This is a genomic window from Streptomyces sp. NPDC002088 (genome assembly GCF_040296605.1).
Lineage (GTDB): Bacteria > Actinomycetota > Actinomycetes > Streptomycetales > Streptomycetaceae > Streptomyces.
Genome location: NZ_JBEOXO010000003.1, coordinates 181158 through 194177 on the forward strand (window position 1 = coordinate 181158; position 13020 = coordinate 194177).

Genomic DNA, 13020 nt, shown 5'->3' on the forward strand with positions numbered 1-13020 from the left:
GAAGGTTGGGGAGTCAGCTGACCTTCTTCGCGTTCTCGAGGGCCTCGGCGAGGTTCTCGAGCAGCGGCACGCACTTGTCGTAGGACAGGATCGGCTCGGGCGAACGCGAGATGACCTGGCCCGCCTTGACCGCGGGCAGCTTCTTCCAGGTGGCCTCGGTGATGTCGGCCGGCTGAATGGTGGAGGAGCGGTCGTCCATCATGATGATGTCGGCCGCGTACTTGTCGACGTTCTCCCAGCTGAGGCTCTCGTACCAGCCGCCGCCCTGCTTCTTGGCGCTCTCCGGGGGCTCGACGAAGTTCACGCCGAGGGCCTTGAAGTACTCCAGGTCGATGGAGAGGTTGGTGCCGGAGACGTAGAACAGCTCCTGGCTCGCGGAACCCGCCATCACCTTGAGGTCGGGCTTGGCCTTGGCGGCCGCGCGCAGCCGGGTGGCGGCCGTCTCGAAGCGCTTCTTGGCGTCGGTGACCTTGGCGGCCGTCATGTCCGCGCCGAGCGACTCGGCCAGCTCCCACATGCGCTGGAGCGGGGCGGTGAGCTGGCGGTCGTAGACGGAGATGCCGACGCTCGGGGCGAGCTTGGCGATCTTGTCCTTGGAGGTCTCGGGGACGTACCAGAGGGTGCCGGCGTCATCGAACATCGTGGAGATCAGCACGTCCGGCGCCAGGGCCGCGTACTTCTCCACGTTGAACTGGTCCCAGACGTTGCCCAGGATCGTGACCTTGCTGATGTCCATGTCGCCGGCCTGGACGTCGGCCTTGCCGTCCGTGGTCTTGGTGGGGCCGAAGACGCCCTTCACCGAGATGCCGTAGTCGTACAGAGCGGCGCCGACGCCGGTGAAGGCGACGATGTTCGCGGGGGTCTTGTCGAGCTTCACCGTCGTGCCACGGTCGTCCTTGAACGTCCAGGGGCCGGACTTGGCGGCGGTCGTCTCCTTGTCCGAGCCACCGCTGTTCGCGTCGTCGTCCCCGCACGCCGCGAGCACGGCACCGAGGCCGAGGGCGCCGCCCGCGGCGAGGATGCCGCGGCGAGTGAGGTGGGTGGCTCTGGCGTTGGACATGGCTACGCTGCTTTCGAACAGGGCGGATCACCGCCGGACGATTCGAAAGGTAGGTTAGCCTAACCTCAGCTCCTGTCTAGGGGGCGGGGGATCGCGGGCGGGAGTTCCGCCCGCTCGCCGGCTCAGCCCACCAGCCCCAACTCCCGTGCGATCAGCATCCGTTGGACCTCGCTCGTGCCCTCGCCGATCTCGAGGATCTTGGAGTCGCGCCACATGCGGGCCACCGGATACTCGTTCATGAAGCCGTAGCCGCCGTGGATCTGGGTGGCGTCGCGGGCGTTGTCCACGGCGATCGTGGAGGAGTAGAGCTTGGCGAGGGCCGCCTCCTTCTTGAAGGGGTCGCCGGTCACCAGGCGGGAGGCCGCGTCGCGCCAGGCGAGGCGGGCGGTGTGGGCCTTCATCTCCATGTCGGCGATCTTGAACTGGATGGCCTGGTTGGCGCCGATCGGGCGGCCGAAGGCGTGGCGTTCCTTGGCGTACTTCACCGACTCGTCCACGCAGCCCTGGGCGAGTCCGGTCGCGAGGGCGGCGATGGCGATGCGGCCCTCGTCGAGGATGCGCAGGAACTGCGCGTAGCCCCGGCCCTGTTCGCCCAGCAGGTTCGCGGCCGGGACGCGGACGTCCGAGAAGGACAGCTCGCGGGTGTCCGAGGCGTTCCAGCCGACCTTGGAGTAGGGGGCGGCGACCGTGAAACCGGGGGTGCCGGACGGGACGATGATCGCGGAGATCAGGGGCTTTCCGTCCGGATTGCGGCCCGTGACCGCCGTGACCGTCACCAGGCCCGTGATGTCCGTACCGGAGTTGGTGATGAAGCACTTGCTGCCGTTGATCACCCACTCGTCCGTCTCCGGGTCCAGCCGCGCCGTCGTCCGGGTCGCGCCCGCGTCCGAGCCGCCGTCCGGCTCCGTGAGGCCGAACGCGCCGAGGATCTCGCCGGAGCAGAGGCGGGGGAGCCACTCCTGCTTCTGGGCCTGGGTACCGAAGAGGTGGATCGGCATCGCGCCCAGGGAGACCCCGGCTTCGAGCGTGATGGCCACCGACGAGTCGACCCGGGCCAGTTCCTCGAGTGCGATGCCGAGGGCGAGATAGTCGCCGCCCATGCCGCCGTACTCCTCCGGGAACGGCAGCCCGAACAGGCCCATGCGGCCCATCTCGCGGACGATCTCGTACGGGAACTCGTGCCGCTCGTAGAAGTCGCCGATCTTGGGCGCCACGACGTCGTGGGCGAACTCCTCCACCGTACGGCGGAGTTCCTCGAGTTCGGGGGAGAGCTTGTGGTCCATCGTGTTCACTGCTCCTGGTGGGAGAGGGCTCGTACGGTGCGGGACGGGCTGGGTCGGCCCAGTCGGTCGGCCATCCAGACGCTTGTGGCGACGAGACGGCCGAGGTCGACTCCGGTGTCGATGCCGAGGCCCCGCAGCATCCACACGAGGTCCTCGGTGGCGAGGTTGCCGGTCGCGGACTTGGCGTAGGGGCAGCCGCCGAGGCCTCCGGCGGAGGCGTCGACGGTGGTGACGCCGTGCTGGAGCGCGGCCAGGGTGTTGGCGAGGGCCTGGCCGTAGGTGTCGTGGAAGTGCACGCCCAGCACGCCTGTGGAGACGCCCTGTTCGTTGAGTGCGGCGAGCAGTTCCAGCACCTGGCCCGGGGTCGCGACGCCGATGGTGTCGCCGAGGCTCAGCTCGTCGCAGCCCATGTCCAGCAGGGCCTTGCACACCCGCACCACCTGGTCGACGGGGACCGCGCCCTCCCACGGGTCGCCGAAGCACATGGAGAGATAGCCGCGTACGTGTCCGCCCTCGGCCCTGGCCCGCGCGACCACCGGCTCGAACATCGCCAGTGCCTCGTCCACCGTCCGGTTGAGGTTGGCCTTCGCGAAGGACTCGGTGGCGCTGGCGAACACGGCGACCCGGCGCGCACCCAGCGCCAGGGCACGCTCCAGGCCGCGCTCGTTGGGCACGAGCACCGGCAGCGCCACCGGCAGGTCGGCGACCAGCGGGAACAGCTTTTCGGCGTCGGCGAGCTGGGGCACCCACTTGGGGTGGACGAAGCTGGTCGCCTCGATCGTGCTCAGGCCCGCGTCGGCGAGGCGGCGGACGAACTCCGCCTTCACCTCGGTCGGCACGGTCGCCTTCTCGTTCTGCAGGCCGTCACGTGCGCCGACCTCGTGGATCCGCACCCGCGCGGGCAGGTCCGGGGCCGGTACGACCATGGGCAGTTCCTGGACGGTCATTCCGCCTCCTCGTGCGGTGCGATGACGGCGAGCACCTGGTCCATGGCGACCGTCGTGCCCGGCATGACGTCGAGCTCGGCGACCGTGCCGGCGTGCGGGGCGGAGATCACGTGCTCCATCTTCATCGCCTCGACCACCAGCAGGCTCTGACCTGAGGTCACCTCGTCGCCGACGGCGACCTTCACGACGGTGACCGTGCCGGGCATGGGGGCGGTGAGCGAGTCGGCGCCGGAGTGCGCGGCCCGGTTGAGGGACGCGGCGACCGGGTCGTGGTCGCGCACGTGCCAGGCGTCGCCGTCGCGGCCCAGCCAGTCGGCGGCGCGGTGGAAGGTGTGACGGACACCGTCCAGGGTCACGGCGACCTGGTCCTCGGTGACGGTGTGCGTGCCACGCGGGACGTACTCCACCGGGTCCTGCACCCGCAGGTGGAAGCCGACGGGCCGGGGCTCCCCGCCCAGCCGCCACCCGCTCGGCACCGAGAACGGGTCGGTCCAGCCCTCGCCCTTCGGGGACAGGGCGTCGAGGCGTACGGCGGCCGCCGCCTCGTAGACCTCTTCGGGTACGTCGGTGGAGACGAGTTCCTCCGCCACGCGCTCCACGAGCCCGGTGTCCAACTCGCCCGCGACGACCGCCGGATGGGCCAGCAGTCGACGCAGGAACCCCGCGTTGGTGGGCACCCCCAGCGTGACCGTCTCCGCGAGGGCGGCCCGGAGTCTGCGCAGCGCGGTCGCGCGGTCGGGGCCGTACGCGATCACCTTGGACAGCATCGGGTCGTACAGGCTGCCCACCTCGGTACCCTCACTGAGCCCGGAGTCGGTGCGTACGCCGTTGCCCTGGGGTTCGTGGAGCCTCAGCACCGTGCCGCCGGACGGGAGGAACCCGCGCGCGCCGTCTTTGATGTACACCGTTTCTGCGCAGATCCGGGCCTCGACCGCGTGCCCGGTGAGCCGGACGTCCTCCTGCGCGAAGCCCAGCCGCTCCCCGGCCGCCACCCGCAGCTGCCACTCCACCAGGTCCAGGCCCGTGATGAGCTCGGTGACCGGGTGCTCCACCTGGAGGCGGGTGTTCATCTCCATGAAGTAGTACGACGACGGGTCCTCGCCCGGGACGATGAACTCCACCGTGCCCGCGCCCCGGTAGCCGCAGGAGCGGGCCGCCTGCACGGCCGCCTCGCCCATCGCCTCACGCGTGGCGGGGTCCAGGAGTACGCTCGGCGCCTCCTCGATGATCTTCTGGTGCCGGCGCTGGAGGGAGCACTCGCGCTCGCCCAGGTGCACCACGTTCCCGTGGCCGTCCGCCAGGACCTGGATCTCGATGTGCCGGGGCCGGTCGATCCACCGCTCGACGAGCAATGTGTCGTCGCCGAAGGAGGCGCGGGCCTCGCGGCGGGCGGCGGTGATCTCGTCGGCCAGCACCGAGGGGTCCCGCACCAGCCGCATGCCCTTGCCGCCGCCGCCTGCCGACGGCTTCAGCAGCACCGGCATGCCGATCTCCTTGGCCGCGTCGGCCAGTTCGGCGTCCGTGAGCCCACTGCCGCTCGATCCGGGCACGACCGGCACGCCGGCCGCCTGCACGGTCTCCTTGGCGCGGATCTTGTCGCCCATGAGAGAGATCGCGTCCGCCGGGGGCCCGATGAAGACCAGCCCCGCGTCGACGCACGCGCGCGCGAAGCCGGCGTTCTCCGCGAGGAACCCGTACCCGGGGTGGACCGCCTGGGCCCCCGTCCGGGCCGCCGCCTCCAGCAGTCGCTCCACCGACAGATAGCTCTCCGCCGCCGGCGCCGGACCGATCCGTACCGCCGTGTCGGCCTCCCGGACGTGCCGGGCGTCCGCGTCGGCGTCGGAGAAGACGGCCACCGAGCGCACACCGAGCGCGCGCAGCGTCCGGATGACGCGTACGGCGATCTCGCCCCGGTTGGCCACAAGCACTGTGTCGAACATGGTCTGTGGTCCCCTCACATCCGGAAGACGCCGAAGGCGGGCTCGCCCAAGGGCGCGTTGGCGCACGCGGTCAGCGCCAGGCCCAGCACCTGCCGGGTCTCCAGCGGGTCGATCACGCCGTCGTCCCAGAGCCGGGCGGTGGCGTAGTAGGCGTTGCCCTGGCGCTCGTACTGGGCGCGGATCGGGTCCTTGAAGGACTCTTCCTCCTCCACCGGCCAGGACTCCCCGCGTGCCTCCAGCTGGTCCCGCTTGACGGTCGCGAGGACGGAGGCGGCCTGCTCGCCGCCCATGACGGAGATCTTGGCGTTGGGCCACATCCACAGGAAGCGGGGCGAGTACGCCCGCCCGCACATCGAGTAGTTGCCCGCGCCGTACGACCCGCCGACCACGACCGTCAGCTTCGGGACCCTGGTGCATGCCACCGCCGTCACCATCTTGGCGCCGTGCTTGGCGATGCCGCCCGCCTCGTAGTCCTTGCCGACCATGAAGCCGGAGATGTTCTGCAGGAACACCAGCGGGATGCCGCGCTGGTCGCACAGCTCGATGAAGTGGGCGCCCTTCTGGGCGGACTCGGAGAACAGGATGCCGTTGTTGGCGACGATCCCGACCGGGTGGCCGTGGATCCGGGCGAAGCCGGTGACGAGGGTCTGCCCGAACTCGGCCTTGAACTCGGCGAACCTCGAGCCGTCGGCCACGCGCGCGATGATCTCGCGTACGTCGTAGGGGGTGCGGGAGTCGACGGGCACCGCGCCGTAGAGCCCGTACGGGTCCACCTTCGGCTCGACGGCCGCCGTGACCTCCCAGGGCAGCGTCCCGCGCGCGGGGAGGGTGGCGGCGATGTTCCGCACGATCCGCAGGGCGTGGGCGTCGTCCTCGGCGAGGTGATCGGTCACGCCCGACACACGCGCGTGGACCTCGCCGCCGCCGAGCTCCTCGGCGGTGACGACCTCGCCGGTGGCGGCCTTCACCAGTGGCGGACCGCCCAGGAAGATCGTGCCCTGGTTGCGCACGATCACGGCCTCGTCGCTCATCGCCGGGACATACGCCCCGCCGGCCGTGCACGACCCGAGCACGGCGGCGATCTGCGGGATCCCGGCGCCGGACATCCGCGCCTGGTTGTAGAAGATCCGCCCGAAGTGCTCGCGGTCGGGGAAGACCTCGTCCTGCATGGGCAGGAAGGCCCCTCCGGAGTCCACGAGGTAGATGCAGGGCAGGCGGTTCTCGAGCGCGACCTCCTGCGCGCGCAGATGCTTCTTCACCGTCATCGGGTAGTACGTCCCGCCCTTGACGGTGGCGTCATTGGCGACGATCACGCACTCGCGCCCGCTGACCCGCCCGATCCCGGCGATGACACCGGCGGCCGGTGCCTGTCCGTCGTACAGCCCGTCGGCGGCGAGGGGGGCCAGCTCCAGGAAGGGGGAGCCGGGGTCCAGGAGGGTGTCCACGCGGTCCCTCGGCAGCAGCTTCCCGCGCGCGGTGTGTCTGGCCCGTGCCTTCTCACCGCCGCCCAGCCGGGCCACGGCCAGCTTGCCGCGCAGCTCCTCCACGAGGGCGCGGTGCGCCTCCTCGTTGGCCCGCCAGGCCTCCGACGCGGGGTCTGCCGCGCTCGTCAGCTCCGGTGCCTCTCGCATTCTGCGGTCCCCTCACCCAGCGATCGTCTGTTAATGAGCGTTAACCATTGCCTCCAGGTTAACGACCGCTAACCTCCCTGTCTAGAATTGCTTCCATGGCCACCAGAACCGACGCCCCCACCCGTCGCGAGCAGATCCTCAGGGAGGCCGCGCGGCTGTTCGCCGAGCGTGGCTTCCACGGCGTCGGAGTCGACGAGATAGGCGCCGCGGTCGGCATCAGCGGTCCCGGCCTCTACCGGCACTTCGCGGGCAAGGACGCGATGCTCGCGGAGCTGCTGGTCGGCATCAGCGGCCAGCTGCTGACCGGCGCGAAGCAGCGCCTGAAGGAGGCGGACGGGGTACCCCCCGAGGCGGTCCTCGACTCGCTCATCGAGGGGCACATCGACTTCGCGCTCGACGACCGTCCCCTCATCACCCTGCACGACCGTGAGCTGGACCGCCTCCGCGACAGCGACCGCAAGCTGGTGCGACAGCTCCAGCGGCAGTACGTCGAGCTATGGGTGGAGGTGGTCCGGGAGGTGTATCCGGGGCTGACCGAGCCGACGGCCCGCTCGGCGGTGCACTCGGTCTTCGGGCTGCTGAACTCGACCCCGCACCTGGGAAGGCCGGGCGCCCTTCCCGGTCGAGGGGCCACGGCGGAGCTGCTGCACCGGATGGCGCGCGGGGCGTTCGCGGCGGCGTGAGCGTGATGAGCGTTACCCCCACCCAACCCTGGACCGCCTCCGTACTCGCCAGTATCTTTGATGAGCAAGCGCTTAGCCATCGGACCGCAATCATCGGTTGAGGAACCCCGACGGCGAGCAACCACGTACGCGAGAGCGGCGCCGGTTTAGGCGCAGAGAGGGGCCGGCGGTGCGCCGTACGGTGTTCAACGAGGACCACGAGGCGTTCCGGGAGACCCTGCGGGCCTTCATCGAGGCCGAGGTCGTCCCCGTGTACGACGAGTGGTTCGCCGCGGGCCAGGCGCCGCGCGACTTCTACTACAAGCTCGCCGAGCTGGGCGTCTTCGGCATACGCGTCGACGAGGAGTACGGCGGCGCCGGCATCGACTCGTACAAGTTCGAGGCCGTGCTGTACGAGGAGACCGCCCGCGCGGGTGTCTCCTTCGGCGGCTCCGGCGTGCACGTCCTCCTCGGCCTGCCGTACATCAAGCTGCTCGCCACCGACGAGCAGAAGAAGCGCTACCTGCCGAAGTTCGTCTCCGGTGAGGAGATGTGGGCGATCGCGATGACCGAGCCGGGCACCGGCTCCGACCTCGCGGGCATGAAGACCACCGCCAAGCTCTCCGAGGACGGCACGCACTACGTCCTCAACGGCGCCAAGACCTTCATCACCGGTGGCGTGCACGCCGACCGCATGATCGTCTGCGCCCGCACCTCCGCGCCCACCGCCGAGGACCGCCGCCACGGCATCTCCCTCTTCGTCGTGGACACCAAGGCCGAGGGCTACTCCGTCGGCCGCAAGCTCGACAAGCTCGGCCTGAAGACCTCCGACACCGCCGAGCTGGCGTTCGTCGACGTCAAGGTCCCCGTCGAGGACCTCCTCGGCGAGGAGAACAAGGGCTTCTACTACCTCGGCCACAACCTCGCCTCCGAGCGCTGGGGCATCGCCTTCGGCGCCTACGCGCAGGCCAAGGCGGCCGTCCGGTTCGCCAAGCAGTACGTCCAGGACCGCGTCGTCTTCGGCAAGCCCGTCGCCGCCTTCCAGAACACCAAGTTCGAGCTGGCCGCCTGCCAGGCCGAGGTGGACGCCGCCGAGGCCGTCGCCGACCGCGCCACGGAGGCCCTGGACGCCGGTGAGCTGACCCCGGCCGAGGCCGCCAGCGCCAAGCTGTTCTGCACCGAGGTCGCGCACCGCGTGATCGACCGCTGCCTCCAGCTGCACGGCGGCTACGGCTTCATGAACGAGTACCCGATCGCTCGCCTGTACGCGGACAACCGCGTCAACCGCATCTACGGCGGCACCAGCGAGATCATGAAGACGATCATCGCGAAGGACATGGGTCTGTAAGGTCCCGGTAATTACTGACCAGTAGAAATGACTGCATGAGTCAGGCACTTCAGTCTCTCCTCGATCTGCTCGACCTCGAGCAGATCGAGGAGAACATCTTCCGCGGCCAGTCCCGGTCCGCCGTCGTCCCGCGCGTCTTCGGCGGGCAGGTCGCGGCCCAGGCGCTGGTCGCCGCCGGGCGGACGGTCCCCACGGACCGCCTCCCCCACTCCCTGCACGCGTACTTCCTGCGCACCGGCGACCCCGGCGCGCCCATCGTCTACACCGTCGACCGCATGAACGACGGCCGCTCCTTCACCGCGCGCCGCGTCCTCGCGATCCAGCACGGGCAGCCGATCTTCGCCCTCTCCGCCTCCTTCCAGCGGTACGAGGAGGGCTTCGAGCACCAGGCCCCGATGCCGTCCGCCCCGGACCCGGCCACGCTGCCCACCTCCGAGGAACGCCTGCGCGGCTACGACCACATCGCCCCCGAGGTGGTCGAGAAGTTCCTGGAGGCCCGCGAGGCGATCGACCTGCGCTACGTCGACGAGCCGCCGTTCGGGAAGTTCGGCGAGCCGCGCGAGCCGCACAGCCAGGTCTGGTTCCGCACCAACGGCAAGCTCGACGACGACCCCCTCCTGCACGTCGTCCTCGCCACGTACGTCTCCGACATGACCCTCCTCGACTCGGTCCTGCTGGCGCACGGCCGCGGCGGCTGGGCGGTCGGCGACGTCGTCGGGGCCTCCCTGGACCACGCGATGTGGTTCCACCGCCCGTTCCGCGCCGACGAATGGCTCCTTTACGACCAGGAGTCGCCATCGGCGTACGGAGGCCGCGGCCTGGGCCAGGCCCGGATCTACACGCAGGACGGACGGCTCGCCATCTCGGTGATCCAGGAAGGCGTGGTCCGAGTCCCCCGGTCGGACTGAGGCGGGCCACTGCCTCAAGATGACGGGTTGCATGTGCGGGACTAGGCTGTGTGAGTGAAAGCGCCGCAGCGCGCGGCATGCCCGGCCGACGTGGTTTCCGGTGACGCGGGACCACAGCCGCAGTACTCGCCCGCAGAACCGCGCGGGTGATCTGGAGGCGTCGGCGGTCGCGTCCGTGCTTCTCATGAAAAGCGGTGACACCGAGACCGTGCCGCATCTCTTCTCTTTGCGGCGGCGGCCATCACCCTCGTGCGTTCTTCCTTGAGCCGCGAGAAACGATGGATCGAGGTTTTCTCATGCAAGCCCAACGTGCGAGGCGCCTTTTCGCGGCGTCCGCTGCCGGTGTGCTCATGGCCGGTGGCGCCGCGATCGGCGCGGCGGGCACCGCTTCGGCGGCCGCCCCGAGCCACGACTCCAACTACTCCAGCCACGGCGGCTGGAACGACGATGATGACGACGGCTACGGCGGCTACGGCCACGGCGGCTACGGCGACCACGGCGGCGGCGGTGGCTACGGTGGTGGCCACGGTGGTGGCCACGGCGACGGTGGCGGCCATGGTGGCGGCGGTCACGGTGGTGGCGGCCATGGTGGTGGCGGCCATGGTGGCGGCGGTCACGGTGGCGGCGGCCATGGTGGCGGCGGTCACGGTGGCGGCGGCGGTCACGGTGGCGGCGGTGGCGGCGGCCACGGCGGCGGCGGCGGTGGCGGAGGCCACTGACGTCACAGATCCGACCGCAGTGAAATCACGATGTGCGACTCCGTTCACCGGGGTCGCACATCGCGGCATTTCACGGCGTCGGCGCGTGAACCGCCTGAGCCGGGCCCGGCTTGCTACGCCAGGCCCGCTTCCGTCAGCAGATACGCCGTCATCGGGTCGTAGTACCGCGGGCTGAGGACGTGGTCGTCCAGTGGCACCGTCACCTGGAGGGTGCCCTCCGACTCGGCGAGGAACAGGGCCGGGTCGTTGGAGTCGGCGTAGCCGACGGAGTCGATGCCGTGCTGTCCCGCGAAGCCCGCCCAGCCGTGGTCGGCGACGACCAGGTCGGGGAGGGGACGGCCCTCGCGCTCGAGACCGGTGAGGATCGCGCGCATCGGCTCGCCGGAGTGGGTGTGCCAGAGGGTGGCGCCGTGCTCCAGCACCGCCACGTCCGCGAACTGCATGACGTAGCCCTCGTCGGTCTGCAGCAGGTCCGGGATGACGACGATCTCGCAGCCCGCGGTGCGCAGCGCGGCGGCCGTCGCGCGGTGCACGTCGAGGAGGCCGCCCGGGTGGCCGGTGGCGAACAGCACCCGCTGCCCGCCCTCGGCCGCCTTGCGCAGCCGGCCCGCCAGCCGCTCCAGGGCGGCGACGGTCAGCTCGGGGTCGATGGTGTCCTGTCCGTACCGGTACTCGGGGTCGTCGTTGACGCCGGCCCGCTCCGCCATCACCGCGAGCACGTCCTGCTCGTCGCTCCAGCGGTCGCCGAGTTCGAGCCCGAGCCAGAAGTTGCGGTCGCCGTTCGCCAGCTTGCGGTAGTGGGAGAGGTTGTTCTCGCGGGGCGTGGCGACGTCGCCCGCGATGCGCGTCCGCACGAGGTGGTCGACGAGTTCGGTGCGGCTGGGTGTCCCGGGTATCGGCATGGCTCCCATTGTGAGGCAGCCGGCTGTGCCCGAACCTGACGTCCCGCACGCTGGGACACGCGTCACGCCGGTCAGTGCGACTTGAGCGCGAACCAGAGCTCCATCCGTACGTCCGGGTCGTCCAGGTCCGCCGCCAGCAGCGCCGCGCACCGGGCGATCCGTTGCCGCACGGTGTTGCGATGCACCGTCAGGGCCACCGCCGTGCGGTCCCAACTGCCGTGCAGGGACAGCCAGGTGCGCAGGGTCTCGGTGAGGGCGGGGGCGGCGGCGATCGGGGCGAGGAGGGTGCGGGCGTGTGCCGCCGCCTCGTCGTGCGGGACCAGTTCCGCGAGGCCGGGGTGGGCGCCGTGGCGGACCAGCGGGGCGCGGGTGGCCCGGGCACGGGCCAGGGCGCGGGCCGCCTGGGTGTCGGCGGCCGGCCAGTCCGGCGGCGCGACGGCCGCGCTCACGCCCAGCGTCCAGCCGGGCTGCGCGGCCGGTTCGCGGTCGGCGGGCACCAGGATCCGTACGACGCCGTCGGCGAGGTCGACCAGCGCGGACCCGAGCGTCGCGCCCAGCGCGGAGGCGGCCACCGGGTCGGCGGCCTGGGTGTTCGGACGGGCGTGTACGACTCTCCAGTGCCCGGCCCCCAGCAGCGGGGCCACCGTCCCCGGCTCGGCACCCAGCAGCAGCCGTACGAGCGCCGACGAGCGGGCCGCACCCGTGCCGCTCTGGTGCTCGCCGGTGAGGAGGGAGAGCAGCACGGCGGCCACGGAAGCGATGGTGTGGTCACCCGGGTCACGCTGCGGCGCCGCGACCCCGAGCGCGAAGCCCTGCCCCGTACCGAGGGCGTAGACCGCGAGGTGAGCACCGGCCGCGGTGTCGGTGGCGGTGGAGGACGGGCGGCTGGTCACGACGCGCGTGAGCCGCGCCAGCGCGGTGCGCGCCTGGTCGGCGGGGGCTTTCCCAGCCGAGGCGATCTCCGTGCCGTCCGGGCCGTACAGCACTGCCCAGCCGCTCACCCGCTGGGCCAGCTGGCGCAGTACCGAGGGGACCGGGTCGGGACGGGAGGCCGCGGCGGCCAGGCTCTGCTGGGCCTCCGTGACGCGGCGGAGTTCGGCCAGGCGGGACTGGGCCATCAGCTGCCAGACCGCGCGGGCCACGCCCGAGAACGTGGTCTGCGGGGGGACCTCGAGGAGCGGCAGCCCGTACGCGTCGCAGGCCGCGACCAGGGCGCGCGGCACCGTGTCGTGCACCGGCGCCAGCCCGAAGCCGAGGGCCGCGCCGCCCGCGGCCACGATCCGGGAGACGTAGTCGTCGAAGTAGGTGCCCGACCCGGCCGCCTCCGCGATGTGCACCCCGGCCGTCAGCAGCAGCTCGCCGCCCAGCAGGTACGGATACGGGTCGGCCATCTCCGAGGTGTGCGCCCAGTGGATCACCAGGCCGGGGTCGGACGGCCCCGCGATCTGGCGCAGGGCCAGGTCCTCACGGGCCAGCAGGGCCGACAGCGGGACTGGCGGGGTCGGTGGGACCGCTGGTGCGGACGGTGCCGATGACGTGGATGACGTGGATGACGTGGATGACGTGGATGACGTGGATGACGCGGATGACGCGGATGTGCCCGGCATGGTGTGCGTTCCC

General features: G+C 71.2%; 11 protein-coding genes. 3 read left to right on the forward strand and 8 right to left on the reverse strand.

Annotated features, from left to right (window positions below):
- Positions 1-13: 13 nt before the first annotated feature.
- The 5 genes from ABT114_RS08195 to ABT114_RS08215 form a co-directional block, all read right to left on the reverse strand.
- On the reverse strand, positions 14-1060 hold the full coding sequence (locus ABT114_RS08195) for an ABC transporter substrate-binding protein (RefSeq protein ID WP_351139877.1): 1047 nt from the start codon (positions 1058-1060) through the stop codon (positions 14-16).
- Between the two features lie 122 nt (positions 1061-1182).
- Positions 1183-2343: an acyl-CoA dehydrogenase family protein gene (locus ABT114_RS08200; RefSeq protein WP_351140531.1), complete on the reverse strand. Its 1161-nt coding sequence runs from the start codon at positions 2341-2343 to the stop codon at positions 1183-1185.
- 5 nt (positions 2344-2348) lie between these two features.
- The gene (locus tag ABT114_RS08205; protein ID WP_351139879.1) at positions 2349-3290 is read right to left on the reverse strand and encodes a hydroxymethylglutaryl-CoA lyase; all 942 of its coding nucleotides are present in this window, start codon (positions 3288-3290) and stop codon (positions 2349-2351) included.
- Entirely contained in the window at positions 3287-5230 is a 1944-nt protein-coding gene (locus ABT114_RS08210) for an acetyl/propionyl/methylcrotonyl-CoA carboxylase subunit alpha (RefSeq protein WP_351139881.1), read from the reverse strand. Before ABT114_RS08210 ends, ABT114_RS08205 begins: the two co-directional genes overlap by 4 nt.
- Before the next feature lie 14 nt (positions 5231-5244).
- Positions 5245-6861: a carboxyl transferase domain-containing protein gene (locus ABT114_RS08215; protein WP_351139883.1), complete on the reverse strand. Its 1617-nt coding sequence runs from the start codon at positions 6859-6861 to the stop codon at positions 5245-5247.
- 95 nt (positions 6862-6956) lie between these two features.
- On the opposite strand from ABT114_RS08215, the gene ABT114_RS08220 reads away from it, so the two are divergent.
- The 3 genes from ABT114_RS08220 (at position 6957) to ABT114_RS08230 (ending at position 9779) form a co-directional block, all read left to right on the forward strand.
- Positions 6957-7544, forward strand: a complete 588-nt coding sequence (locus tag ABT114_RS08220) for an SACE_7040 family transcriptional regulator (RefSeq protein ID WP_351139884.1) — start codon at positions 6957-6959, stop codon at positions 7542-7544.
- 169 nt (positions 7545-7713) lie between these two features.
- Positions 7714-8871, forward strand: a complete 1158-nt coding sequence (locus ABT114_RS08225; RefSeq protein ID WP_351139886.1) for an acyl-CoA dehydrogenase family protein — start codon at positions 7714-7716, stop codon at positions 8869-8871.
- 35 nt (positions 8872-8906) lie between these two features.
- Positions 8907-9779 (forward strand): acyl-CoA thioesterase, encoded by an 873-nt coding sequence (locus ABT114_RS08230; RefSeq protein ID WP_351139888.1) that lies wholly within the window; start codon positions 8907-8909, stop codon positions 9777-9779.
- Positions 9780-9961: 182 nt separating this feature from the next.
- Here the strand turns inward: ABT114_RS08230 and ABT114_RS08235 are convergent, their stop codons facing one another.
- The 3 genes from ABT114_RS08235 to ABT114_RS08245 form a co-directional block, all read right to left on the reverse strand.
- Positions 9962-10495 (reverse strand): hypothetical protein, encoded by a 534-nt coding sequence (locus ABT114_RS08235; RefSeq protein ID WP_351139890.1) that lies wholly within the window; start codon positions 10493-10495, stop codon positions 9962-9964.
- A gap of 116 nt (positions 10496-10611) precedes the next feature.
- The gene (locus tag ABT114_RS08240) at positions 10612-11400 is read right to left on the reverse strand and encodes a phosphatase (protein WP_351139892.1); all 789 of its coding nucleotides are present in this window, start codon (positions 11398-11400) and stop codon (positions 10612-10614) included.
- A gap of 71 nt (positions 11401-11471) precedes the next feature.
- Positions 11472-13007, reverse strand: coding sequence for a PucR family transcriptional regulator ligand-binding domain-containing protein (locus ABT114_RS08245; RefSeq protein WP_351139894.1), 1536 nt, complete (start codon positions 13005-13007; stop codon positions 11472-11474).
- Positions 13008-13020: the final 13 nt, after the last annotated feature.

Bases quoted from the DNA above. Each gene is read 5' to 3' on its own strand.
- ABT114_RS08195 (WP_351139877.1), bottom strand. From the start codon at position 1,060: ATGTCCAACGCCAGAGCCACCCACCTCACTCGCCGCGGCATCCTCGCC.
- ABT114_RS08200 (WP_351140531.1), bottom strand. From the start codon at position 2,343: ATGGACCACAAGCTCTCCCCCGAACTCGAGGAACTCCGCCGTACGGTG.
- ABT114_RS08205 (WP_351139879.1), bottom strand. From the start codon at position 3,290: ATGACCGTCCAGGAACTGCCCATGGTCGTACCGGCCCCGGACCTGCCC.
- ABT114_RS08210 (WP_351139881.1), bottom strand. From the start codon at position 5,230: ATGTTCGACACAGTGCTTGTGGCCAACCGGGGCGAGATCGCCGTACGC.
- ABT114_RS08215 (WP_351139883.1), bottom strand. From the start codon at position 6,861: ATGCGAGAGGCACCGGAGCTGACGAGCGCGGCAGACCCCGCGTCGGAG.
- ABT114_RS08220 (WP_351139884.1), top strand. From the start codon at position 6,957: ATGGCCACCAGAACCGACGCCCCCACCCGTCGCGAGCAGATCCTCAGG.
- ABT114_RS08230 (WP_351139888.1), top strand. From the start codon at position 8,907: ATGAGTCAGGCACTTCAGTCTCTCCTCGATCTGCTCGACCTCGAGCAG.
- ABT114_RS08240 (WP_351139892.1), bottom strand. From the start codon at position 11,400: ATGCCGATACCCGGGACACCCAGCCGCACCGAACTCGTCGACCACCTC.
- ABT114_RS08245 (WP_351139894.1), bottom strand. From the start codon at position 13,007: ATGCCGGGCACATCCGCGTCATCCGCGTCATCCACGTCATCCACGTCA.